Annotated in this window: 20 protein-coding genes; 9 read left to right on the forward strand and 11 right to left on the reverse strand. The window is 72.8% G+C overall.

What is annotated here, in order from left to right:
• Window positions 1-56: 56 nt before the first annotated feature.
• The 9 genes from FA582_RS01380 to FA582_RS01420 form a co-directional block, all read right to left on the reverse strand.
• Window positions 57-776, reverse strand: a complete 720-nt coding sequence (locus FA582_RS01380) for an ABC transporter ATP-binding protein (protein ID WP_010149343.1) — start codon at window positions 774-776, stop codon at window positions 57-59.
• Window positions 769-2,001 carry an ABC transporter ATP-binding protein gene (locus tag FA582_RS01385; protein WP_081480651.1) on the reverse strand — a complete coding sequence of 411 codons (1,233 nt, stop codon included), beginning with the start codon at window positions 1,999-2,001 and terminating at the stop codon, window positions 769-771. Before FA582_RS01385 ends, FA582_RS01380 begins: the two co-directional genes overlap by 8 nt.
• Window positions 1,998-4,787 carry an FtsX-like permease family protein gene (locus FA582_RS01390; RefSeq protein WP_010149341.1) on the reverse strand — a complete coding sequence of 930 codons (2,790 nt, stop codon included), beginning with the start codon at window positions 4,785-4,787 and terminating at the stop codon, window positions 1,998-2,000. The genes FA582_RS01385 and FA582_RS01390 overlap by 4 nt, the downstream gene beginning before the upstream one ends.
• A complete protein-coding gene (locus FA582_RS01395) occupies window positions 4,784-8,383 on the reverse strand; it encodes an FtsX-like permease family protein (protein ID WP_010149340.1) in 3,600 nt (1,199 codons plus the stop codon). The genes FA582_RS01390 and FA582_RS01395 overlap by 4 nt, the downstream gene beginning before the upstream one ends.
• Before the next feature lie 203 nt (window positions 8,384-8,586).
• On the reverse strand, window positions 8,587-9,372 hold the full coding sequence (locus tag FA582_RS01400; protein ID WP_010149339.1) for a hypothetical protein: 786 nt from the start codon (window positions 9,370-9,372) through the stop codon (window positions 8,587-8,589).
• 104 nt (window positions 9,373-9,476) lie between these two features.
• Complete coding sequence (gene paaK / locus FA582_RS01405; protein ID WP_010149338.1) at window positions 9,477-10,793, reverse strand: phenylacetate--CoA ligase PaaK; 1,317 nt, start codon at window positions 10,791-10,793, stop codon at window positions 9,477-9,479.
• A 72-nt stretch (window positions 10,794-10,865) separates the two neighbouring features.
• Window positions 10,866-11,378 carry a hypothetical protein gene (locus tag FA582_RS01410; protein WP_029541927.1) on the reverse strand — a complete coding sequence of 171 codons (513 nt, stop codon included), beginning with the start codon at window positions 11,376-11,378 and terminating at the stop codon, window positions 10,866-10,868.
• A 26-nt stretch (window positions 11,379-11,404) separates the two neighbouring features.
• The gene (paaI, locus tag FA582_RS01415) at window positions 11,405-11,842 is read right to left on the reverse strand and encodes a hydroxyphenylacetyl-CoA thioesterase PaaI (RefSeq protein ID WP_010149335.1); all 438 of its coding nucleotides are present in this window, start codon (window positions 11,840-11,842) and stop codon (window positions 11,405-11,407) included.
• 55 nt (window positions 11,843-11,897) lie between these two features.
• Window positions 11,898-13,217, reverse strand: a complete 1,320-nt coding sequence (locus tag FA582_RS01420; RefSeq protein WP_010149334.1) for a 3-hydroxyacyl-CoA dehydrogenase NAD-binding domain-containing protein — start codon at window positions 13,215-13,217, stop codon at window positions 11,898-11,900.
• A 120-nt stretch (window positions 13,218-13,337) separates the two neighbouring features.
• On the opposite strand from FA582_RS01420, the gene FA582_RS01425 reads away from it, so the two are divergent.
• From FA582_RS01425 to FA582_RS01450, 6 genes are all read left to right on the forward strand, one after another.
• Complete coding sequence (locus FA582_RS01425; RefSeq protein WP_029541925.1) at window positions 13,338-13,937, forward strand: hypothetical protein; 600 nt, start codon at window positions 13,338-13,340, stop codon at window positions 13,935-13,937.
• A gap of 60 nt (window positions 13,938-13,997) precedes the next feature.
• Entirely contained in the window at window positions 13,998-14,795 is a 798-nt protein-coding gene (locus FA582_RS01430) for a MerR family transcriptional regulator (protein WP_029541924.1), read from the forward strand.
• A 317-nt stretch (window positions 14,796-15,112) separates the two neighbouring features.
• A complete protein-coding gene (locus tag FA582_RS01435; protein ID WP_010149331.1) occupies window positions 15,113-15,994 on the forward strand; it encodes a hypothetical protein in 882 nt (293 codons plus the stop codon).
• Between the two features lie 178 nt (window positions 15,995-16,172).
• Window positions 16,173-17,873: a phenylacetic acid degradation protein PaaN gene (paaN, locus tag FA582_RS01440; protein ID WP_010149330.1), complete on the forward strand. Its 1,701-nt coding sequence runs from the start codon at window positions 16,173-16,175 to the stop codon at window positions 17,871-17,873.
• An 11-nt stretch (window positions 17,874-17,884) separates the two neighbouring features.
• On the forward strand, window positions 17,885-18,730 hold the full coding sequence (locus FA582_RS16900; RefSeq protein WP_238705458.1) for an NUDIX hydrolase: 846 nt from the start codon (window positions 17,885-17,887) through the stop codon (window positions 18,728-18,730).
• A gap of 34 nt (window positions 18,731-18,764) precedes the next feature.
• The gene (locus FA582_RS01450) at window positions 18,765-19,793 is read left to right on the forward strand and encodes an alpha/beta fold hydrolase (protein ID WP_010149327.1); all 1,029 of its coding nucleotides are present in this window, start codon (window positions 18,765-18,767) and stop codon (window positions 19,791-19,793) included.
• Between the two features lie 15 nt (window positions 19,794-19,808).
• On the opposite strand, the gene deoD is transcribed toward FA582_RS01450, so the two are convergent.
• Window positions 19,809-20,525 carry a purine-nucleoside phosphorylase gene (gene deoD / locus FA582_RS01455; protein WP_010149326.1) on the reverse strand — a complete coding sequence of 239 codons (717 nt, stop codon included), beginning with the start codon at window positions 20,523-20,525 and terminating at the stop codon, window positions 19,809-19,811.
• Window positions 20,526-20,659: 134 nt separating this feature from the next.
• Between deoD and FA582_RS01460 the strand changes: the two genes are divergently transcribed.
• The 3 genes from FA582_RS01460 (at window position 20,660) to FA582_RS01470 (ending at window position 24,150) form a co-directional block, all read left to right on the forward strand.
• Window positions 20,660-21,760: a phosphotransferase gene (locus FA582_RS01460; RefSeq protein ID WP_010149324.1), complete on the forward strand. Its 1,101-nt coding sequence runs from the start codon at window positions 20,660-20,662 to the stop codon at window positions 21,758-21,760.
• Window positions 21,761-21,822: 62 nt separating this feature from the next.
• On the forward strand, window positions 21,823-23,007 hold the full coding sequence (locus tag FA582_RS01465) for a PQQ-dependent sugar dehydrogenase (protein ID WP_010149323.1): 1,185 nt from the start codon (window positions 21,823-21,825) through the stop codon (window positions 23,005-23,007).
• 90 nt (window positions 23,008-23,097) lie between these two features.
• Window positions 23,098-24,150 (forward strand): Fic family protein, encoded by a 1,053-nt coding sequence (locus FA582_RS01470; protein ID WP_010149322.1) that lies wholly within the window; start codon window positions 23,098-23,100, stop codon window positions 24,148-24,150.
• On the opposite strand, the gene FA582_RS01475 is transcribed toward FA582_RS01470, so the two are convergent.
• On the reverse strand, window positions 24,140-24,523 hold the full coding sequence (locus FA582_RS01475; RefSeq protein ID WP_158640847.1) for a VanZ family protein: 384 nt from the start codon (window positions 24,521-24,523) through the stop codon (window positions 24,140-24,142). The two genes, FA582_RS01470 and FA582_RS01475, sit on opposite strands and share 11 nt — an antisense overlap.
• Window positions 24,524-24,717 lie beyond the last annotated feature (194 nt).

Here is a 24,717-nt window from a genome sequence, read left to right on the forward strand (position 1 = left end):
CGGCGTGAAGCTCGACCAGGTGGTCGGCGGTGCCGTGGGTGACTAGCGGGAAAGCGCTACACCCGTCGGCCGTCGTGGAGCTCGACCACCTGGTCGGCGCGGCCCATGAGCACCGGGTCGTGGGTGGAGACCACCGAGGCGATCCCACGCTCATGGGTCAGCCGGACGAGGAGGTCCATGATCATGGCGCCGGTGTCGGAGTCGAGCTGGCCGGTCGGCTCGTCGGCGATGAGGATGTCCGGGTCACTCACCAGCGCCCGGGCGATGCCGACCCGTTGCTGCTGCCCGCCGGAGAGCTCGTAGGGCCGCTGCCTCGTGTGGCGTGCCAGACCGACGAGCTCGAGAGCCTCCTCGACCCGTCGGGCACGCTCGGCTACCGGTGTCTTCTGCAACCGCAGCGGCACCTCGACGTTCTCCGCCGCCGACAGCACCGGCACCAGCCCGAAGCTCTGGAAGACGTAGCCGATCCGCTCCCGGCGCACCGCCAGCACCTCCTTCTCCGCCAGCGCCGACAGGACCCACCCGTCGTCGAGGAGCACCTCTCCGGACGTCGGCCGGTCGAGTCCGCCGAGAAGGTTGAGCAGGGTCGTCTTGCCGGACCCGGACGGGCCGCGGACCACGGTGAGCCGCCCCGCAGGCACTTCGAGGCCGACGCCTGCGAGGGCGTGCACCTCCGTCGCGCCCGCGCCGAAGGTGCGGTGGAGGTCGACCCCGCGCAGCACCGGACCGGTGCTCGCCACGACGTCGTCGTCCCGGTATGCCGTCTGCTCACTCATCGTCGTCCTCCCGTGCGGATGTCGCCCGTCCTGGCTGGTCGGCTCCACTGCCCGCTTGCCCTGGCTGGTCGGCTGCATCAGCGTCCCCACCCGAACGGTCGGGTGCGCCCGCCATCTGGTCGGGGGCAGCACCAGAAGGGTCGGCGTCATCACGCACCCGCCCCGTCTGATGCTCCTCGTCATCGGGCCAGACCTGCACGTGCGTGTCCTCGTGCTCGAGCCGCACGCGATCGCGGAGGCCCAGCCCCTCGACGTGCGCCTTGGGCAGCTGGATACGGCCGGCCCGGTCGATGACGGTGTACTCCCGCGCGACCTGCCGCTGCTCGCCCGAGGCGTCGGTGACGACATACCGCAGCACCTCGGTCGAGGTCCGCCCGTCCCGGATCGCGACGGTGCGCCGGACGTGGTCGGACACGGTGGGGTCGTGGGTGACGATGAGCACCGTGGTGCCGAGCCGCCCGGCGGCGTCGCGCATGACCTCCAGGACCTGTGCGGAGGCCGTGTCGTCGAGCTCCCCGGTGGGCTCGTCGGCGAGCAGGACGGCGGGCGAGTTGGCCAGGGCGGTGGCGATTGCCACCCGCTGCTGCTGGCCGCCGGACAGCTCGCCGGGCCGGCGTCCCGCGCAGTCGGGGATGTCGAGGAGCTCGAGCAGCTCACCGACGCGCTCGCGGCGCGCCCGGCGGCCGGAGATGACCATGGGGAGGCTGACGTTCTCGGCGGCGGTGAGGAAGGGGAGCAGGTTGCGGGAGGTCTGCTGCCAGACGAACCCGACCGTATGACGCTGGTAGTCCACCCGCTGCCCCCGGCTCATCGACAGCAGGTCGACCCCGGCGACGCGCGCCCGACCACCGGTCGGACGATCCAGTCCGGAGAGGATGCCCAGCAGCGTCGACTTGCCGGAGCCGCTCGCGCCGACGAGCGCGACGACGTCCCCGGGGTCGACGACGAGGTTGAGCCCCTGCAGGGCCTGCACCTCCACGCCCTCCGTGGAGTAGATGCGGACGAGGTCCTCGCACCAGATGTCCGGGCCCTGGTGCTCGCGCACCGCGGAGAGGCCGGAGTGCTCACCGGTGGCGGGTGCAGAGTCGGAGCTGCCGCGGCCCGGATGGTCGCGACCCGCACGAGCCCTACCTCCGGGATCCGTGTCCGGGTGGACCGGACCAGCGGAACTCTGCCCCGCTGGGTCTCGGTGCTCGGTGCTGACGTGACGGTCGATGGTGCTCATCTTTCCTCCCCCACGCGCAGCGCCTGCGCGAGGTTGGTGCGCCCGGCGAGCCAGGCGCTGACGGTGACGGCGATCAGGACGGTGAGGACGACGGCGGCCAGCACGGCCGCGAGCAGGGGCAGGTCGAGGTAGAGGTCGGGCTGTCGGCTGCCGCCGGTGAGGCCGGTGAGATCCAGCCCCCGCAGCAGGACCCAGGGGACCCCGAGCCCCAGCACCGAGCCGACCGCGACAGAGGTCACCAGCAGCGGCGCGAGCTCCCAGGCCGTGAGGGCCCGGGTCTGGCCGGGCGCCAGGCCGAGGGTGCGCAGGGTGGCGAGCAGGCGGGAGCGGGCGCCCGAGCCCATGAGCTGGACGACGACCACGGCGAGGACGGTGAGCAGGGCGGAGACGACGGTCGCCCCGACGAAGAGCTGGCGCAGGCCGACCGTGACCGGCGCCTCGGTGAAGGCCTCCAGTCGGGAGGTCACGGTCGTCACCACCCCTCCGGTGCCGATGATCTGACCCACCCCGGCAGCGACCTCCTCGGGATCGGCGCCGTCGGCGACCCCGATGAGCGTCGTCGTCGCCCGGGGCATCGTGCCTCCTGCCTCGACCCAGCGGTCGCCGTCGACCAGCACTCCCGGCCCGGTCACGCGGATCCCCGACAGCTGGTCGAGGTGCCCGAGGACCTCCACGTCCCCGAGACCGGAGACGGTGACCGCCTCGGGGTCCTCGGGCACGGCCTCGTCGGCGCCCCGCAGCGTGATCACCCCGGGTATGCCGTCGCTCTCGTAGAACTCCGGCGGTGGTCCGGGGATGAGCTCGGAGGAGGCATACACCTGCCTGACCTCGGGCTCGACCACCCAGATCCGGACGGGGGTGCGCTCCCCGTCGACGACCAGGCTCGCGGTGGACCCGCTGTCGGCGACCCCGCCGACGGCGGTGACGCCCTCCACCCCGCGGATCTCCTCCCGCAGCTCCTCGGTGAGGACCGGCCCGTTGAGGCGTACCGGCGCGCCGTTGTCCTCCCAGGCGGCGATCTGCGCGCCCCGGGTGACCGTGGAGAGCAGCACCGCGCTGATGAGGGCGACCGCCGTGCCGAGCACGACGGCGAGCGTGGGGACGAGGCCGCCCGCCGGGTCGCGCAGGGCCCGCGCCGCCCCGAGGAAGGGGGTGAGTCCGGGGCGACCACGCAGCGCGGCGGTGAGTGCTGCCAGCGGCAAGGGGTAGAGGCGCAGCGTGATGACGCAGGCCGCGAGGGCGAGCAGGACCGGCGTGGCGGCGGCGAGCACGTCGATGCCGGTCGCGCCGGCGTCGTCACCCCGTGCCTCCCGGCCGAGGAGTCGCCAGGTGGCCACCCCGGCGAGCCCGACGACCACCACCTCGACGACCCAGCGCCACCGGCTGCGGCTGCGACCGGCCAGGTCCTGTCGCTGCTGGAGCAGTGACGCGTCGTCGAGCGAGGTGGCCAGGGCGAGCGAGGGGATGACCGCGACAAGGACCGTGACGAGCCACTGCCACCACGGGGTCGGTCCCGGCACGAGGAGCATCGCCGCGGCGTGCCCCACGAGGGCCGCCGGCACCCCCAGGAGCAGCCCCTCGACGGCGATGAGCCGACGCAGCTGCGAGGGCGCCGCCCCCCGTGCCAGGGCCAGGGCGATCGCCGACCGTCGCCGGTGGACGACGAGCCGTGCACCGAGGGCGGCGACGGCGAGGGCGACCCCCAGCGGACCCGCCGCGATGACCGCCAGCAGCGAGCTCGTGGCCCGCTGCTGGCTCGCGATCCGCTCCAGCGCCTGCGTCAGCTCGGTGGTGAACAGCGGGATCTGGGGGCTGCCGGCGTCGAGGATCTCCTCGGCGCTGGCGAAGGTGTGCTGCTCGGCGAGGAAGCCGTTGACCTGCCCGGTGAGAGCCTCGACCTGGCCCGTGGTGCCGGTCACGGCAGTGGGGTCGACGGGGTACCAGACCCGCATGCGGACCGAGGCCGGCGGACCGACGGCGCCGCGGTTGTCGGGGGAGAGGAAGCCGGTGAGCAGGGCCTCCGCGCCGAGGTTGGGGTCGTAGAGCGTGCCCATGACGGCCCCGTTGTCGACGTGCTGCCACCGCGGGTCGTCGGGGTCGCGGGGGACGTAGGTGCCGCTCAGCACGAGGTCGGTGCCGGGCAACGGGTCACCCACGCCCAGCTGCAGCTCCTGCGCCGTCTCGGCGAGGACGACGATGGGCACCGGCGCGTCCTCCTCCGGCTGCTCCGGCGTGTCCTGACGGTCCTCCCTGCCGCGGAGGGTCGGGGTCTCGCCCACGACGAGCTCCGGCCAGTCGCCGTCGACCAGCTCCACGTGCCCGCGCAGGTCGGGGTCGACGGCCAGGCTCAGCGTCGCGGTGTAGTAGCCCGTCTCGACCTCCGGGTCGAAGGGGACGTCGGACTCCAGACGCGCCAGGAACTGCGGCGACCCGAGGACGTCACGCAACGGCTCGGGCTGCTGGGTGCGGACGCGTTCGGCCCCCTCGCGCAGCGGTGCCCAGCCGTCGGCCGAGGGGTCGCCCGTGAGGTCCTCGGCGCTGCCGTAGATGACGGTCCGCTGCCAGTCGCCGCGCAGGTCGCGCTGCGCCGCGGAGAGCGCGGTGATCTCCTCGGTCAGCTGGCGGCCCTGGACGTCGATGAGCCCGCGGGGGGCGGCGGTGAGCAGCAGCGCGACCACGCCGACGAGCACGGCCAGACCGACCGACACCCACGGGTCGGTGGCGAACTGCCGCCGGGCCAGGCGCCCGGCCCCGGTGCTCGGAGGTATGCCGTGGCGCGGGGTCACCGGATCTCCTCCCGGTAGTCACGGTCCAGCGCCTGGGCGCGCACCCGTCGGGCCAGGACGGCGAGCAGGGCCAGCAGACCGACCAGGGTCGTGCCGAGGAGCACCGCCCACGGCGTGGACTCGAGCCGCAGGGCAGCGGGCAGCCGGAGCCGTCCGGGGGCCGTCGTCGAGGTGGCCAGCTCGGGCACCACCGCGGTGCCCACGACCCACCCGGCGGCCAGGCCGAAGACGACGGCCAGGAGCACCACCCCGCCGAGCTCGAGGGCGCGCGAGCGCGCCTGCGCGGCGGGCGGCATACCGAGGGCGCGGAGCACGGCGACCTCCGGCCGACGGGCGGACAGCAGCGTCGCCGCCACCGCGGCGACCCCGGTGAGGGCCAGCAGGACCGCACCGGCGGAGGCGACCCAGAAGACGAGGCGTGCGGCGCTGGTCGCATCGGTCACCGACACCGAGCCGGGTCCGGTGACCGCACGCAGGTCCTGGCGCTGGGCCAGCGCGGACACGGCGGCTGCCGGGTCGCCGCTGGCGTCCGCCCAGACCTGGTCGGGCCACGGCAAGGAGCGTTGCTGCTCGGCGAGCAGCGAGGCGACGACGCGCACGTCGGCCAGGGCGGCGACCGTGCCGCGTTGCCCTGGCAGGGCGTCGACGACGGCGCTCACCTCGGCCGGCAGTCGGCCCCCGGCCACGGAGAGGGTCAACGGATCACCCGGGGCGAGGGCGGCCGCGGAGGCGACCTCGGTGGTGATGGCGACCGGCACCGAGCCCGACGCGGGCGTCTCCTCCGGCGGTCCGCCGTCCAAGCTCCCGGCCACCGCGGCACCGCTGAACTCGGCGCCGGGCGCGAGCACCACCTCCGCGGCCAGGCCCGACCGCACCTCCGGCCACTGCACGCGCCACGTCGCCGCAGACGTGTCGTACCACGTCGGGATGCGCTCCTCGTTGGTCTCGACGGAAGAGATTAAGGCCGTGCCCTCGTCACCGACGAAGCCCTGATCGGGCTCGACGGTCGTGCGGTAGGTCGCGTCCTCCACCGCCTCGGCGGCGGCGACGAGCGGCGCGACCTGCTCGGCCGACAGGGCCCCGGTGCTGCCCCACCCGCCGTCGGCCAGGATCGGCTCACCCCCGGCCCGGAGCCGCAGATCGACGCCCAGGCTGGTGGAGCCCTCGTAGAACATCTGCTCCTGGCCCGGCTGGTCCGCGGCCACCTCGACGGTCACCGCCTCGACCGTGTGCTCCCGCCCGGCGGGCAGGGTGAAGGTCACCGACTCCTGCGTCGTGCCCGGGCTCGCCGTGAAGTCGCTGAGCGTCTCGGGGTCGTAGTCGAGGGTCGGTCCGGGCGCCTGGACGAACTCGGAGGTGACCGTGGCGCTGAGCCCGGTGGCGACGTCCTCGACGAGCAGGGAGACCCGCAGCGGCACCGGCGCAGCAGCCGCCTCCACGACGCCGTCGAGGCGTTGGGTGACGCGCTCGGCGAGCGGCGGCGCCTCAGGGACCTCGGTCTCCCCCTCCGGGATGTCGGTGCCCTGCTCCGCAGCGATCTCGTCCAGCTGCTCCTCGACGCGGACGATGTCGTCGAGCCGGGCGATCTCCCAGCGGTCGGCGGTGCGCTCGGTCGAGAGCGTGAGCTCGAGCTCCTGCGCGCCGGGGGGAACGGCGATCGGCGTGCGCTGCTGCTGCTCGCCATCGGTGGCGATCAGCTCCTCCAGGCCGCTCGGCACGACTCCTGCCGGTATGCCGTCGGGCACGTTGGCGACGGCCGCGAGAGCCTGAGTGTCGGCCAGGGTCAGGGGCACCGGCACGTCGCCGATCCGGGCGCTGTCCTCCACCCAGACCAGTGCGGCGGAGGAGACCTCCGGCAGCTCGGTCAGGTCGGGGGGAGGATCGGCCAAGGTGCTGGCCGACCGTGGCGCCGGGGGCCGCACGAGGTCGGCGCGCAGCTCGGCGCCCTCGCTCACCGCGGCCAGGTCGTCGCGCAGCTGGGCGCTGGTGCCGGAGTAGAGCGCCGCGAGCGTCGTCGAGCCCGCGGCGAGGACGACGAGGACGACGGGCACGGCATACACCTGCAGGTGCCGGCTGACCTGCGCGGAGGCGAGGTGGTGGGTGGCGGTGCGCGAGGGGCGGGTGGCGACCTCGAGCAGCCGGGTGAGCGGGCCGAGGAGGGCCATGGCGGCGACGGCGCTCGCGGCCAGGAGCAGGGCCGGGGCGGCCCCGGCCACCAGGTCGGTGCCCAGCGTGCCGTCCTCGGCGCGGGTCAGGGGGGAACCCGCCCGGCGCAGCTGCCACCAGCTCAGCGCTGCGGCAGCCAGGACGACCACCACGACGGCGATGGTCGTGGCCGCACGGGCGCGGCCGGACCGGTCGGCGACCGCCTCCCCACCGGAGAGCCGCCGGGCCTGCAGTGCGGCGATGACGGCCAGCGCCAGCGAGATGCCGACGAGGGTCGTCAGGGCGGTCAGGACGAGCCGACCGAGCAGCTCCTCACCCCCGGGCACGGCCTGCATCACCGCCCAGGCGAGGCCGGCGCCGAGGACGGTGCCGACAGCGGCGACGACGACGGACTCCAGCAGGCCGGTCAGCAGGACCTGCTGCCGGGAGGCGCCGCGGGCGACGAGGAGCTGGGCCTGCGGCGCCCGCGTCGCGGCGAGGAGCCGGGCGAGTTGCACGACCGCCAGACCGGTGACCAGCACGAGGACCGAGAGCGGGATGACCCCGAGGGCCCGGGCGGTGGCGAGGTTGGTCGAGGCCTGCGCGGCGGTCGGGGCGAGGTCGCCCTCCACCTGGATGCCGCGGACGGCGACGCCCTCGGCCTCGCGCAGGTCGAACCGGAGGTTCTCGGCCCCGGCGGCCAGCACGGCGAGGTCGTCGGGCTGGATCTGCGCGCTCTCGGGGCGGACCGGCCAGCGCACGAACGGTGACCCCACCTGCTGGGCGAGTTCCTCGTCGACGACGAGAGGGCCCCGGGTCGCCTCCTCGTCGGCCACGCCGGTGCGGGTGAGCTCGTCGCCGAACCAGAACGCGTCGTCGGCCCGGAGCGGCTGCCACGTGGCCGAGACCTGGACAGCGCGGTCCGCGACGACGAGCACGTCGCCGACCTCGACGCCCCAGGCCTGCGCGGCCCCGACGTGCAGAGCGCCCTGGGCGGGGGCATCCGTGGAGCCGTCCCCGCCGGTCTGCGGCCAGGCGCCGTCGAGCAGCGTGACGAGCTCGTCGGGGGTCTGCCCGACGGCGAGGTCCGGGCCACCCATGACGACGAGATCACCGTCGAGCTCGGAGCCCGCTGCGCTCACCGGGCGGGGCTCGCTGACGACGAGCCGGCCGATGCTCACCGGAGCGGGGGCGAAGGCGTCGGTGATCGTCGCGCGGGCCCGGGTGTCCTGCTCCTGCGGCTCCTCGGCCAGCCGGGTCTGCACCTGCACCCCGGTCTCGGTGGGCTCACCCTGCGTGAGCGCGGCCCGCGCGGCGGTACTCGCCGCCGCCTGCGAGTAGCCCACCGTGCCCGCGATGATGGCGCTCGTCACCGTCACGAGTGCGAGCAACGTGAGGAGCAGCCCCCACGAGGACCGCGCCCGCGCCCTCGCGAAGCTGCCCCACGTCATACCCGTGGACCTTAGGCGGCGCCACCGACAGGACCAACCCCTTCCCCCACGTCAGGCGGAGGATCGTGGCCTATTCGTGACCCACCGAGCGTCGCAGATGGTCGCTCTCACCCCCACCGGGCGTCGCAGATGGTCGCGCTCACCCTGACCGAGCGTCGAAGATGGTCGCTCTCGTCCTCACCGAGCGTCGCAGATGGTCCCGCTCACCCAGGAGCATCGACCGGACGCGACCAGTGGAGTGCCTCCTGGACGACGCGGGTGGCGAACTCCTTCGGCAGCACCTGGTGCCCGGTGGTCGCGGCCGTGATGACGAGCTCGGCGCGGGTCTTCCGGTAGAGCGCGTGGTCGCGGACCGAGGAGATGAGCCCCAGCTGGTCCTCGAAGCTCTTGTCATGCTCGTTGGTCAGGATGGTGAACGAGGGGATGTGCCCTTCGTGGCGGAACCTCTCCCACACGTCCACGCGCTCCGGGTGGGCGGCGCGCAGCTGCGCGATGGACCCGTGGATGACGTGCTCCTCGACCTTCTTGATCGCCCCGGGGAACCAGCGCTGGAAGTCGATCTGCGGCACCTCCACGACCGCGTGGGAGTGGGTGACGGCGGCTGCGCACAGCGCCCCGAAACCGCCGAGTGACGACCCGTAGTAGACGACGCGATCCAACGGTATGCCGCGCTGCTCCGCCTCGGCGGCCACCGTCTCTGCGATGGCGTGAATGGTGTCGTGCTGCGCATCGAGGTACCACGCGCCGTCCGGGACGGGGTTGTCGCGCAGCCCGGGATCGGCCACCGACAGCACATGGCTGCCCGCCCAGGAGCTCGCCCAGGACCAGCGGTGGAAGGCCGGGAACCTCCGGTCCTCACGCCCCGGTACGAGAGCGTTGGACATCAGCACGACCATGCCGTCGGCCTCGTCGTTCATCGACAGGTAGTCGATGTCGAGGCCACTGCTCGTCGACCGTGTCGTATACGGCAGGTGGGGCTGCGTCGTCACGCCCGCATGCTAGCCGTCGGCTGCCCCGCAGCCCCTGGCGAGGATCCCCCACCGGGCGTCGCAGATGGTCGCGCTCACGCCCACCGAGCGCCGCAGATGGTTGCTCAGTCGTCCCGCTGGTCAACGATCCGGCGCGCCTTGCCGACCGAGCGTTCCACGCCACCCTCGCCGAGCACCACGACCTGGGCGCTGGTCCCGATCCGGTCCTTGACCTGGCCCGCCAGCCGGATGGCGAGCCGCTCCCGGTCCTCGCCGCTCAGCCCCGGCTCACCCTCGACGTTGATGGTCAGCTGGTCCATCCGCCCGGGCCGGGTCAGGACGCACTGGAAGTGCGGGGTCAGCCCCGGTATGCCGAGCACCAGTTCCTCGATCTGCGTCGGGAAGACGTTGACTCCCCGCACGATCATGAGGTCGTCGCTGCGCCCGGTGATCTTGGCGAGTCGCCGCATACCGGGTCGTGCCGTGCCCGGGAGCAGCCGGGTGAGGTCGCGGGTGCGGTAGCGCAGGACAGGCATCGCCTCGCGGGTCATGGCGGTGAGGACGAGCTCGCCCTCCTCGCCGTCGGCGACCGGCTCCTCGGTGATCGGGTCGATGATCTCGGGGTAGAAGTGGTCCTCCCACAGCGTCAGACCGTCCTTGGTCTCGACGCACTCCTGCGCCACGCCCGGCCCCATCATCTCCGAGAGACCGAAGATGTCGGTCGCGTGCATGGCGCAGCGCTGCTCGATCTCGGCGCGCATCGCCTCGGTCCACGGCTCGGCGCCGAACACACCGATCTGCAGCGAAGTGCCGGCCGGGTCGACGCCCCGCTCGACCATCGCGTCCATGAGGGAGAGGAAGTAGGACGGCGTCACCATGATGACGCGCGGGCCGAAGTCCTCGATGAGCTGGAGCTGCTTCTCCGTCTGCCCGCCGCTCATCGGGACGACGGTGCACCCGAGCCGCTCGGCCCCGTAGTGCGCGCCGAGGCCGCCGGTGAACAGGCCGTAGCCGTAGGCGACGTGCACGAGGTCGCCCGGGCGCGTCCCGGCGGCGCGCAGCGACCGCGCGACGAGGTCGGCCCAGGTGCTGATGTCGCCCTGCGTGTAGCCGACGACGGTCGGTCGACCGGTCGTGCCGGAGCTGGCGTGAACGCGGACGCACTGCTCACGCGGGACCGCGAACATCCCGAACGGGTAGTTGGCTCGCAAGTCGGCCTTGGTGGTGAACGGCAGCAGGCGGATGTCGTCGAGGGAGGTGATGTCGTCGGGGTGGACGCCGAGCTCGTCCAGCTGGCGGCGGTAGTGGTCGACGCCGTCGTAGGCTCGGCGAACGCAGGTCTGGAGCCGCTGCAGCTGGGCGGCGCGGAGCTGGTCGACCGACCAGGTCTCCGCCTCGTCGTGCAGGTCGGGGCGTGGGCCGATGTCGGGCAGCGTCGCCATACGGGCAGGGTATGCCGTCGCTCGCCCCGGCCCGACAGCGCGTCGTCAGCACCTCCTCGACCCGGCTCGGTGTCAAGGCCGACCGGTCTGCTCGGCCTGCCGGACGTCCTGCAGGAGCCGGGGTGAGCGCCAGCGGCCCACCTCCCGGGTCCAGGAGGTCAGCGGGTAGGCGAGACGCACGACGTAGTAGTTGACGAACTCGAGGGCGGCGAACGCCCAGACGCAGAGGGTCAGCACGAGCGGGCCCGGGCCCTCGCCGCCGCGCACCAGGATCATCACCAGGCCCACCGCCAGCAGAAGCGGGTCGAGGACGCGGAAGGCACGGTATGCCCCGGCCACGCTCCGCGGCATCCTGCCCCTCCCGACCCACGATCGCCCCAGGAGCCAGTAGGCCCCGGCCTGCACCAGCACGAGGACCAGGGGGCCGAGCGCCCACCACAGGGTCGTCGCCTCCCTGCTGCTCCACCGTGGCGTCAGCGTCGACCAGGCGATGAGGCTGAAGACGCCTGCCGCGGTGAGCTCGCCGAGGCCCAGCGAGAGATAGCGTCGGCGCAGGGCCTCCCGCCTCCCCTGACCGAGAGGCACGCCCGGCGTCTCCCGACCACCGTGGGTCACGGGTTCGGGCGCAGGGCGCGGCTGTGCCCGCGGAACTCGGCGACGACAGCATTGTCGGTGGCGCGGCATACCGTGACATCCGTGATGCCGCTGCGGCCGGAGATGAGGCGCTCCCGGGCCGTGGCGACGAGCACGTCGCCGAGACGGGAGGGGAGGAGATAGGTGATGTCGCAGCTGGCGGCGACGGTCGTCCGGCCGGTCGCGTTGCAGGCCAGGGCGAAGGTCGAGTCGGCCAGGGTGAAGATGTAGCCGCCGTGGGCGATGTCGTGTCCGTTGACCATGGTGTCGGTGATGGTCATCCGGGTATGCGCGTGGCCGAGGTCGCCGTCGTCGTGGTGGTCGACGCCGACGTCGAGGAGCTCGATGCCGAGGGTGGCGGAGGCCTTGTCCTGCTCCCACATGCGCAGGACGTGGGCGAGGTCGGTGCCGCTCATCGGGTGGTCCTGACCTGGATGACCGGGTGGGAGGCGTGCGTCCGCCGCATCGGGGTCACAGCGCCTCGCTGGCTCGGTAGCGGCCGCCGGGGTAGAGCCGGTCGAGCTCGGTGAGCTGGGCGCGCACGGTCTCGGCGCCGATCTCGGCCAGCCACTCGTGCGGGCCCTTGGGGTAGTTGGTGCCGCGCCGCATCGCGGTGTCGACGTCCCCGGCTGTCGCCTCGCCGCGATGGACGAGGTCGACCCCTTCGTTGACGAGCATGGCGAGGGTGCGCGCGACCGGGTCGGTCTGCAGCGGCCCGCCCACGAGCTTGCCGGCGAGCGCCTCATCGGGCTCAGCGTCGACCGGGCGGCCGTCGGCATACTCGAAGACGCCGCGCCCGGTCTTGCGGCCCAGCCGGCCCTCGCGGACGAGGTCGCGCTGGAAGTCGGTGGGCGCGTAGCGCGGGTCCTCACCGGTCTGCCGCCAGACGGACTCACCCACGGCGAGGTTGACGTCCTGGCCGATGAGGTCGGTGAGCTCGAAGGGGCCCATGCGGAAGCCGGCCTCGCGCAGGGCGAGGTCGACGGTGGCCGGGTCGACCAAGCCTTCCTCGACCATGCGCTGCGCCTCGCCGTAGAACGGGCGCGCGACACGGTTGACGATGAACCCTGGCGTCGACGTGCACCGCACAGGCTCCTTGCCCCAGCGCCGCATGAGCTCGGCCGCCACGTCGAGCACGGCCGGGTCGGAGTCGTCGCCGGTGATGACCTCGACGAGAGCCATGAGCGGCGGCGGGTTGAAGAAGTGCAACCCGATGACCCGGCCAGGGTGCGCCATCGCTGGGGAGGTGCCGCCGTGCAGCGCGGCATCGTGCCCGGAGGTCGCCTCACCGGCGATGTCGTCGATGGACAGCGAGGAGGTGTTGGTCGCGAGAACCGTGCTGGAGGGCTGGCTGCTCTCCAGCTGACGGAAGATCACCCGCTTGACGTCGAGGTGCTCGACGACGGCCTCGATGACCAGGGCCACCGGCGGCACGGTCGACATGTCGCGCGTGGTGTGCGGGGTGACGCGGCCGAGGGTCGCCTTGGCGTCCGCCTCGGAGACCTTGCCCTTGGCGACGAGCTTGTCGAAGGTCTGGCGGAGCGTGGCCAGGGCCTTGTCGGCGGCGTCGGGCTGGGCGTCGACCAGGACCACGGGATGCCCGGCCTGGGCGGCGACCTGGGCGATGCCCGCCCCCATGGCGCCCGCGCCGATGACCGCGACCCGCACCTCGCCGGGGGCGCGGAGCAGCGGGTGCGGTGACGGGGAATCGGCCGGCCCGTCGGTCCCCTCGGTCGTCGGGCTGCTGGCGCTCTGCGGTCCTGGTGCGTCGGCGTCGATCACGGCACCCATGGTGCCAGCCCTCCCGAGGCCCCATGACCGGAGTGGACGCAGCGGGCAGGCCGTGGGGCGTCGAGGGGAGTGTGGACGAGGAACAGCGCGAGTCGACGTGCGCTGACATACTCGCCTGGCATGGGACTCAACATGGGACTGGTGTATGTCCGTGGCGCCGAGGTCGGGGACCTCGCAGCGATCGGGCTGGTGCCGACAGGGGAGCGGATGAGCGCCGATGTGGCGTCCACCTCGCCGGACGGTGAGCTCGTCGTGGCCCGGCCGGTCGGGGGCTGGCTGCTGCTGGTCGGGCCGGAACTGCTCCTCGGCTTCGAGGACGAGATGATCGCCCGGACCCTGGACCGTCAGGTGGTCGCGGCCATGCTGGGCAGCACGAGCGACACGTTCTCCTTCGCGCGGTGCGACCCCGATGGCACCCGCCGGCACGTGGTCGACTCCTACGGCGAGCGGGCGGTGGACGAGGGGCCGCCCCTGCCCGAGGAGGCCGGGATCGAGCGGCTGACCGAGGACACCATCCAGGGCCTCGCGGTCGAGGTCACCGGCGTGAACTTCTGGGACTCCTTCATGGAGGAGGACTGGCAGGTGCTGTCCATGGGCGGCCAGGGCCAGGACGGCGGCGGCGACATCGCACAGAGCCGGCCGTCATCACCGACACAGCCGGTCGAGCCGACGCAGCCCCAGCCTCGCAAGGGTTTCCTCGCCCGACTCTTCGGCCGCTGACCCGGATCAGGGCAGGGGCTTGACTCTCCCACGGTGTCAGGCCGTGGAGTGGGGATCGCCATGTTGAGTATCGGAGAGTTCGCCCGGTTGGCCGGGGTGTCGGTGCGCATGCTGCGCCACTACGACCAGCTCGCCCTGCTGCGCCCGCAGCGAGTCGACCCGCACAGTGGATACCGCTCGTATGCCGCAGCTCAGCTCGCCCGCGCCAACCAGCTCGTCGGCCTCAAGGAGCTCGGGTTCACCCTCGAGCAGGTCGGCGTGCTGCTGGACGGCGAGCTGAGCGAGGGCGAGGTTATCGCCCTCATGCGGGCCCGTCGCGATGCGCTGCGCGAGCAGCTCGCGGCGGACCGTCACCGGCTCGCGGCCCTCGAGGCGAGGCTCCGATCGATCGAGAAGGAGAATCCCATGTCCGACTACATCGAGAAGCCGTTGCCCGCGCTCACCCTCGCCCAGCTGACCGTCCGCATCGAGGAGATGTCAGAGGTCGAGGAGGAGATGAGCAGCATGTTCCAGCGCGTCAACGCCCTGATCGGCGACCGCCCACGGCTGGGTCCCGGCGTCGCCACCTACGCGCCCGACGGTGACGGCATGATCGCGGCGGCGGCCGAACAGGTAGGGCCCGACGAGACCCCTGACGGTCTGGAGGCCGGCAGGCTCGCGGCCGTCGACAAGGCCCTGACCGTGCGGTATGCGGGCGCTGACCTGTCCGGCATCCAGCAGGCCTGGCAGGGGCTGGTCGCGGAGGTGGAGGCGCGCGGTCTCACGCCCACCGGGACCTGCCGCGAGGTGTATGACGTGACGCCGTTCGACGGTGCAGGTGCGGGGTGGTCGGTGGACCTGCAGCAGCCGGTCGCCTAGGCAGGGCGCGTCCAGATGGTCCCGTGGGAGTGGGCGCATATGCCCACTTCCACGGGACCTTCTATGCAGGGCTGTGGATGACGGACAGCCGGCGCGGACATCTGGGTGCAGAGTTGCCGGGAGAGGCCGTGCCACGGGGAGGTGACGTAGGGGTGCAGAGTTCCAGGGGAAGGGATGCCGTGAGGTGCAGAGCTCCAGGGGAGGGGCTGATGGTGGAGAGCTCCAGAGGGAGGGAGGCCATGGGGGTGGAGAGGGCTGGGACGGGACGGACGCCGTCCGCCCGGCGTCGGGCATGGCGCCAGGAGGTAGGGCGCCAGGTGGCCCGGCGGCACGGCGGCGTCGCCAACCGTGCTGACCTGCTGCGGGCGGGACTGGCCGACCACGACGTGCGCGCCGAGGTCGATCGTGGCGTGTGGCACCGCGCCGGATGCCACACCCTCTGCATCGAGGGAGCGGCACCGCAGGGTGAGGGTCTGCTGTGGCGGGCGCTGTGGGAGTCGGGGCCGCGCGCAGTGCTGGACGGTCCCACCTCCCTCATCGCCGCCGGTCTCCTGCACTGGGAGGAGCCCCTCGTCCACGTCTGCGTGCCGCGCAACGCCACCGTCCGCGACATCCCCGGGGTGCGCTGTCACGTGGTGCGGGACATCGGCCCGACGATCCCCTTCGGCCTTCGCCGCACCAGGCCGGAGGTCGCCCTCATCCGTGCCGCCGAGTGGGCGCGCTCCGACCGGGCCGCCTCGACCCTGATCGCCATGACGGTGCAGCAGCGTCTCGTCCCTCCCGCGGCGGTCCTGGACCGGTGGTCGCAGACGCGCCGGTCCTCCCGGCGGCGCCTCCTCGACTCGGTGATCCGCGACGTCTGCGACGGGGCCCACTCGATCAACGAGCTCGACGTCGCCCAGGCGTGCCGAGCGCGCGGCATACCTGAGCCGACTCGGCAGCAGGTCCGCAGGACCTCGACCGGGACCGTCTACCTCGATCTCTTCTGGGAGGGCTTCGGGGTGCACGCGGAGGTCCAGGGCGCGCACCATCTGTGGGGCCTGAACGGGGTGGACGACGCCGTGCGCGGCAACGCCCTGGCCGTCGGGGCGCGGGGGCTGGTGAGCCTGCAGATCCCGGTCCTGGGCTGGCGGCTGCACCCGGAGGTCTTCCTCGACCAGATCGCCGACGCGCTGCGCGCGGGAGGGTGGGCCGCTTGAGGGTCCCGCGAAAGTCGCAGGATATGCCGACTCCTACGGGACGCTGCGGGGTTGCTGCCGATGGTCCCGTAGGAGTTGGCAGATATCCCGACTCCCACGGGACGCTGCGGCGCTGCCGCTCTCCTCACCCCGAGATGCCGTGCCGACGCGACGCCGCGACCTCGTTACCCTGAGGAGCATGGCGAAGACCGCGACGACGCACCCGCTCCTGGACCAGCACGCCGAGACCATCGAGGCCGCGACGCAGGCGCTGCGGGAGCGCAGCTACTACAGCCGCTACCCGGAGTCACCGAGCCCCCGGGTGTATGGCGAGGGCTCGCCGGAGCGGGGGCAGCTCGCCCACCAGGAGACGCTCAACAAGGAGATCGACGGCCTGGCCGACCAGCCCACGACCGGGCGCAGCGTCAGCTCGGAGAAGAGCCCCTACGGCCCGACGCTGGGCGTGCGCTACCCCGAGCTCGACGTCGACGCAGCGATGGCGGCCGCTCAGGCCGCGATCCCCGCCTGGCGCGACGCCAGCGCCGAGGTCCGCGCGGCCGTGCTCACCGAGGTCGTCGAGCGCATCAACGCCCGCTCCCACGAGATGGCGCACGCCGTCATGCACACGAGCGGCCAGCCGTTCGTCATGTCCTTCCAGGCCGGCGGCCCGCACGCCCAGGACCGCGCGCTCGAGGCGATCGTCGTCGCCCTGGAGGAGCAGCGCCGCGTCCCGGCGTCGGTCACCTGGGAGAAGCCGGCGAAGGGCGACCCGATCCGCATGCAGAAGGACTACCGCCTCGTCCCCCGCGGCGTCGCGCTCGTCATCGGCTGCAACACCTTCCCGACCTGGAACGCCTACCCCGGCATCTTCGCCAGCCTGGCCACCGGCAATCCTGTCGTCATCAAGCCCCACCCCCGCGCGGTCCTGCCCCTCGCGCTCACCGTCCAGATCGCCCGCGAGGTGCTGGCCGAGGCCGGCTTCGACCCGGCCCTCGTCCAGCTCGCCGCGGAGGACGACGGCGGCACGCTCGCCAAGGATCTCGCGCTCCACCCGGCGGTCAAGATCATCGACTACACCGGCGGCCCCGGCTTCGGCCGCTGGCTGGAGACCGAGGCGGTCGCCGCCGGCAAGCTCGTCTACACCGAGAAGGCCGGCCTCAACACCGTCGTCGTCGACTCCACCGACGACCTGCGCGGCATGCTCGGCAACCTCACCTTCTCCTTCTCCCTGTACTCCGGCCAGATGTGCACGGCCCCGCAGAATGTCTACGTCCCCGCCACCGTCACCACCGACGAGGGCGAGCTGTCCGCGGAGGAGTTCGCCGGCAAGCTGGGTCAGGCGATCAGCGCCTTCACCGGTGACGACGCCAAGGCTGTGGAGATCCTCGGGGCGACGGTCAACGACGACGTCCGCAGCCGCGTGACGGACGTCCCGGCGCTCGCGCAGAGCCTCGGCGGAGACGTCGTCCTCGACTCCCGGCCGGTGTCCCACCCCAGCTATCCCGACGCCGTCGTCCGCACCCCCGCCCTCATCGGCGTCGATGCCGGCAACGAGACGGCATACACCACCGAGTGCTTCGGCCCGGTCGCCTTCGTCGTCCGCACCGCGGACACGGCGGAGTCGCTGCGCCGGTTCGTGCAGACGGTCGCCGAGCACGGTGGCATGACCGCCGCGGTCTACTCCACCGACGAGCAGGTGCTCGACGACGCCCGGGACGCGGCGGCCGACGCCGGGGTCGCGCTGTCGGAGAACCTCACCGGCCAGATCTTCGTCAACCAGACGGCCGCGTTCTCCGACCTGCACGGCACGGGCGCCAACCCGGCCGCCAACGCCGCCTACGCCGACGCAGCCTTCGTCGCCAACCGCTTCCGCGTCATCACCAGCCGGCGCCACGTCTGAGGCTCGAGGGTATGCCTTCTGCCGAGCACGACGCCTCCGTCCAGGGCGGCGGGTCTGACCCCCAGCCGCCCGAGCCCGCCGAGCCGGCGGCGGTCCGCCTGCGGGCCGTGGCGGACGGCGTGGTGGCCTTCGCCGGGCTGTCCGGGCTGCGCGCCCAGACTCCGGAGGACGCGGTCACGACGCTCCTCGCCCTCGTGGAGCAGGGCTTCGCCGCCGGTCGTCACCGGGTGGAGGCAGAGGTGCGGGCCGATGACGACGACGCCCGGCGCCTGCTCCAGCGGGCCGGTCTGCGCCCGGAGGGCGTGGGCCGGGGCCGGGGCACGACCCGCGAGGGCCGCCCGGTCGACCTGCTGCGCCTGGCCCGACTGGTCGACGACCCGCCCCCGGGCGCGCCGGGCGCGTTCCTCGGCATGCTCAACGCCACCCTGCCCCGCAAGCGGCTCATCGCCCAGGGCCTCGTGCGCGACGACGCGGGTCGGGTGCTCCTGTGCGAGCTGACCTACAAGACCGACTGGGACCTGCCCGGCGGCGTCGTCGACCCGCGGGAGTCACCGCGACAGACGGTGCAGCGCGAGCTGTGGGAGGAGCTGGGCCTCGACCTTGCGGTCGGCGAGCTGCTCACGGTCAACTGGCTGCCGCCCTACAAGCAGTGGGACGACGCGCTCCTCCTGGTCCACGACCTGGGGGTGCAGCCAGGCCTCGCCGACCGGGTGACGCTGCAGGCCAGCGAGCTGCGGGCCGTGCACTGGGTGGACCCGGCCGACATCGACCAGCACGTCGCGCCCTACGTCGCACGCCACCTGCGCTCCCTCCTCGACGACGGCCCGGGCGAGCTCGAGGACGGCCACCGCATCTGAGCCGCGGCCAGGGCGTGGGTGGCAGGATGCCCGCATGACCCACGACGCCCGCCCCGTGCAGACCGCCCGCACCACCACCGCCGTCCGCGAGGCGGGAGAGCCGACCTCGCCCACCCTGCTCCTCATCCACGGCAATGTCTCCTCGTCGGCCTTCTTCGACCGGCTCATCGAGAACCTCGCCAGCGAGTTCCACGTCCTCGCGCCCGACTTCCGGGGGTATGGCGACTCCGCCCGGGAGACCATCAACGCCACCCGCGGCGTCGCGGACCTCTCCAACGACATCGCCGCGCTCCTGGACGCGCTCGAGGTGGAGGGCGCGGTGGACGTCCTCGGCTGGTCGGCCGGTGGCAACGTCGCGCTCCAGCTCGCGATGGACCACCCGCACCGGGTGCGGCGACTCGTGCTGGAGGCGCCCGGCAGCCCGTTCGGCTTCGGCGGCAGCACCGGTCTCGACGGGCGCCCGGTGGCCGAGGACTTCGCCGGCAGCGGCGGCGGCACCGCCAACCCGGCGTTCTGCGCGGCGCTGCAGGCGGGCGACCGCGGGGAGGAGCCGACGAGCCCGCGCACGACCTTGCGCGCGTTCTACGTCAAGCCCGGGTTCACGTTCGCGCCCGAGGTGGAGGAGGCATACCTCGACTCGATGCTCAAGACCTCGGTCGGCGACGACGTCTACCCGGGCGACACGACGACCAGCGACACCTGGCCCGGCGTCGCGCCCGGGACGACGGGGATGAACAACGCGCTGTCGCCGAAGTACCTCGACCAGTCCGGTTTCGCCGACCTCGACCCGGCCCCGCCGGTGCTGTGGATCCGGGGCGCGGAGGACCAGATCGTCTCCGACACCTCGATGTTCGACCTCGCGCAGCTGGGCAGGCTCGGCGCCGTGCCTGGCTACCCGGGGGAGGACGTCTGCCCGACGCAGCCGATGGTGGGCCAGACGCGGGCGGTGCTGGAGCAGGCCGGCGAGTTCACCGAGGTCGTCTACGAGGACTGCGGCCACAGCCCGCACCTGGAGCACCCGGAGCGCTTCGCCGAGGACGTGCGGGCCTTCCTCCGGGGCTGACCGGCAGCCCTGACCTCAGGGCAGCGGCGTCGCCAGCGCGGCGTCGAGGGCGATGGTGATCATGTCGCCGAAGGTCTGCTCGCGCTCCTGCGCGCTGGTCTCCTCACCGGTGACGATGTGGTCGCTGACGGTGCAGATCGCCAACGCCTGCCGACCGTGCTGCGCGGCGAGGGTGTAGATCTCGGCGGCCTCCATCTCGACGGCGACGACGCCGTACTCCACAACCTTGCCGGTCAGCTCGGGGCGCGAGTGGTAGAAGCTGTCGGAGCTGAAGACGGTGCCGACGAGGTGCGGGGCGTCGGCGGCCTCGGCCGCCTCGACGGCCGCGCGCAGCAGGGCGAAGTCGGCGGTCGCCGGGTAGTGGTAGCCCTGGAACCGGAGGCTGTTCATCGAGCTGTCGGTCGCGGCGGCCTGGGCGATGACGACGTCACGCACCTTGAGCCGCTCGGTGAGCGCCCCGCAGGAGCCGACGCGCACGAGCTGCTGCACGTCATACTCGCTGATCAGCTCGTTGACGTAGATCGACGCCGACGGCTGCCCCATGCCGGTGCCCTGCACCGAGACGCGCTCGCCGCGGTAGGTGCCGGTGAAGCCGAGCATGCCGCGCACCTCGGAGTAGCAGGTGGCGTCGTCGAGGAAGTTCTCGGCGATCCAGCGGGCGCGCAGCGGGTCGCCGGGGAGGAGGACACGGGGGGCGATCTGGCCGGGGTCGGCAGCGATGTGGGTGCTCACGCGCCCAGGGTATGCCGTGTGCTCCCGGTCTTCTCGTCGTCACCGCAGCGTCGTCTCACCGTCTTCTCCTTTTCCCCTGGTGAGGTAGGGGTGGACGAAAGGGGAGCGGTATGGGGCGAGGGTGGCCTGGTGCGTTGGGGCACCGGATCTCTGCTGCGCTGCGGTGGCGGCTGCGGGCGGTGCGCGCCCGGCGCGCGGCGGCCCGCCGCGACCCGCACGCGGTGGCGCTGGAGATGGTGCGCCAGGTGGAGCGCCGTGAGCGGCCGCTGCCGACGCGGCTCGTGCGCCGGGTCTTCACCGCGCACGGCCGGGCGCTGACGGCGGCGAGCGCGCCGGAGTCGATCGCCTCCCTGATCCCCGAGATGCTCAGCGAGCCCGCGGGCCGGCAGCACGTGCGGGCGGCGGTCGCGGCGGATGCGGTGGTGCTGGCGAAGTTCGGCGTGCGGGGCGGGATCAAGCTGCGTGCGGCCTATGCCGGGGCCGACCTGACCGTCGCGGTGGACGGCTCCGGTGACCTGGCCCGCCTCGAGCGGATCCTGCACTCCCACCGGGTCGTGGGCGCCGTCGACCCCACCCTCATCCCTCCGCTGGTCTCGTCGGGGTCGCTGCCGGGTGGCGCGTGCTACGTCGTCGAGCGGTGGGTCCACGGACGGTCGGTCACGACGGGGAGCCGTCTGACCGAGGCCGCGCCGGAGGTGCTGCGTCGGCTGCGGGCGGTCCACCTGGGGCACGGCGTCGAGCAGCTGCCGCTGGGTGCCTGGTGGGACGAGATGCGGCAGGAGTGGTGGGAGGAGACGGTGCGGGCCGAGCTCGTGCCGCCTCACGTCGTCGACGCGGTCGGCGCCCTCGTCGGCCACGACGATCGCACGGTCGCGACCTCGTGGTGCCACGGCGACCTCGTGGCCTCCAACGTCATCGACACCGACGCGGGGCACGTGCTCATCGACTGGGAGCGCGCCGGGGTGGCGCCGGTCATGCTCGACGCCGCCCGGCTGCACCTCTTCTCCGGCGACCCGGAGCGCACGCTCGCCGACATCCGCCGGCAGTGGAGCTGGGAGACCGGGCCGACCGAGGTGGACCTGACTCACCAGCTCGCGCTCGCCCACGCCTACCAGCTCAGCGCCTACCCCCTGCGCCGTGCCGGGCTGGCGACGCACGCCCGCGCGGCGGTCTACGAGCGGCAGGCGCGGCGCCAGGTCGCGCGGTTGGCCCAGGTGCTCGACCTGCCGGTATGACGTGGCGCAGGTAGGTTCGACGCATGCCTCGACCTCGGTCCCGGAGCCCTCGACCACTGCTCGTGGGCGCTCTCGCCCTGGCACTCGCGGGGTGCTCCGGCGGGGCTGAGGAGGCCGAGGGTGACGACGCCCGGCTCGGCGAAGTCGACGCCGAGCCCGCACCGGCCGAGAGCGAGGGGGCCGGCTCGGGAGGCAGGGACGCGGGGGACGACGCCGACGACACCCTCCCGGCGCTGGAGGTCGAGGTCGTCGCCGAAGGGCTGACCCTCCCGTGGGACGTGCAGCACCTGCCTGACGGCACCGCGCTGGTGACCGAGCGCGACGGGCGACTGCTGGCGCTGGACGGTGGGGAGGTCCGCGAGGTGGCCCTCGACATCCCGGACCTCTTCGTCGGCTCGGAGTCAGGGCTGATGGGCCTCGCGCTCGCACCTGACGGCGGCACGGCATACCTCTGCCACGCGACGCAGTCCGGCGGCCAGCCGCAGGACGTCCGCGTCACCCGCTGGCAGCTCGACGAGGGCGCGACTGCGGCGATTACGGACGGCGTGGTGGTGGACGGTATGCCGATCACCTCCGGTCGGCACGGCGGCTGCCGCCTGCTGCTCACCGACGACGCGCTCTACGTCGGCACGGGTGACGCGGCCGACGAGACCAACCCTCAGTCGCTGGACTCCCTCGGCGGCAAGGTGCTCGCGGTGACGCCCGAGGGTGAGCCGCTGGCCGACGCGCCCTTCGTCGACGGCGACCCGCGGATCTACACCTATGGACACCGCAACGTGCAGGGCCTGGCCAGCCAGCCGGGCAGCGGGACGATCTGGTCGGTGGAGCACGGCTCGTCGGTCGACGACGAGGTCAACCGGCTGGAGCCGGGGGCGAACTACGGGTGGGCGCCGGGGGCGGGATACGACGAGTCGGTGCCGATGACCGACACCGAGCGCTTCCCCGACGCGGTCGAGGCGGCGTGGAGCAGCGGCGACCCGACGCACGCGACGACCGGGGCGGTCTTCCTCGACGGCGAGCAGTGGGGCGCGTGGGACGGCGCGCTCGCGACCGCCGAGCTCAAGGGGGCGGGCGTCACGGTGCTGCGGGTCGACGGCGAGCAGGTCGTGGGTGAGGACCGGATGGCCGAGCTGGAGGGCGCCTACGGCCGCCTGCGCTCGCTCACCCTCGCCGACGACGGATCCCTGTGGGTGACAACGTCCAACGGTGAGGGCGACGTCGTCCTGCGGGTGACGCCGAGGGAGTGAGCCTCAGGCGACCAATGTGCCAGCCGCAGGGTCTAAACTACATAATGAGCCGCCAAAATATGTAGTTTAGACCGTCTGTGAGGGCTTCTGGTGCACTCCTTCCTGGATCTCGACCGGGTCCTCGGCACTGTGCCCGCGCCGGTCGTCATGGCGTTGCGTGACGTCGACCGGGGTCAAGGCAGCGAGGGTCTGTACCTCAACCAGGTCCCCGACCTCCTCACCGAGCTAGCCCACCGCGCTCGGGTTGCGAGCATCACCGCGTCCTCCGCCCTCGAGGGTGTCGTGGTCGAGAATCGCCACCGTGCTGCTGCCATCATCGCCAACCGGCGCATCGAGCTGCGCACCCGTAGCGAGCAGGAGTTCGCCGGCTACCGCGCGGCCCTCGACTACCTCTTCGCCGACGATTGGCGCCCGCTGAATGTCGGCCTTCTGCTGCACCTGCACCGGCTGCTCTTCGCGGAGACTCCTGGATCTGGTGGGAGGTTCAAGGAGGGCGACAACCTCGTCGTCGACCGCTCTCCAGACGGCGTCCAGACCGTCCGCTTCAAGCCGGTCCCTGCCGCACGCACCGATGACTACGTCGCCTACCTCATCGACAGCTACGCCCAAGCGATCAGGGCCGAACGACACCACCCGGTGCTCGTCGTGGGTCTCTTCGTCCTCGACCTGCTCGTCATCCATCCGTTCGACGACGGGAATGGTCGGGTGGCCCGCGTGTTGACGAATGCGCTCCTCTCGGAGGCCGGGTATGGGGTCGGCCGATTCGTGTCGCTCGAGGAACTCATCGCGGAGTCGGCTGACGAGTACTACCAGGCACTGCTGGACTCGACCCATGACTGGCACGAGCACGCGAACGATCCGTGGCCCTGGCTGACGTACTTCAGCGCCCTCCTCGCCCGCGGCTACTCCCGGTTCGCTGAGGGTGTCGCCGCTGACAGGTCTGGAGCAACGAAGTCAGAACGCGTCCGTGCGCATGTCCTGAAGCACAGCGGGCCCGTCTTCGCGATCAGTGATATCCGGGCCGCGCTGCCCGGCATCAGCGACCCCACCATCCGACTCGTCCTCCATGAGCTGAAGGATGAAGGCCTTCTCAAGCCGCAGGGCACAGGACGCTCGGCGGTGTGGCTGCGGGTCACCACCTGAGTACTGAAGCACCTTTACGTCCGGGCCGTGCGCCCTGCCAGGCCAAGACCAGGACCTGGGCGAGCAACGCACCCATGGCGCCCCCGAGCGCGTTGAGGAGGACGTCGTCGATGTCTGCCGTCCGGCCCACCACGAACTGGACGACCTCGATCAGAGCGGAGAGGCCGGCCGCGATCACGATGGCCCGGAGAGTGCTCCAGCCTGCGAGGACCGCGAGGACTCCGATGGGCACGAAGAGAGCGACGTTGCCGACGAGATTGATCAACCCGACGCGCGCGTTCACATTGGCCACAGCGGCGCGTAGGCCCGCTCCTGGGATCAGGTTGATGCCGCTGTTGCCCGAGCTGCCCAGCCCGGCCCAGGTGAGGATCATCACCGTGATGCTGGCGCCGACCAGGAGGACCGCCGCTCCAGCTCGGACCCCGCGCTCTCGACCTTTGCGCCGGGCAGTCCTTGCGGCTAGCACCGCTACCAGGACGAGACTCGCGAGCATCGTGGCCAGTGTGGGCACGAGGGGAAGCCCCGGCATACCCGTCACGACGCCCCACCTCCCTGCCGTTGTCGCGG

Origin of the sequence: Serinicoccus profundi, from assembly GCF_008001015.1 — a bacterium.
GTDB lineage: Bacteria > Actinomycetota > Actinomycetes > Actinomycetales > Dermatophilaceae > Ornithinicoccus > Ornithinicoccus profundi.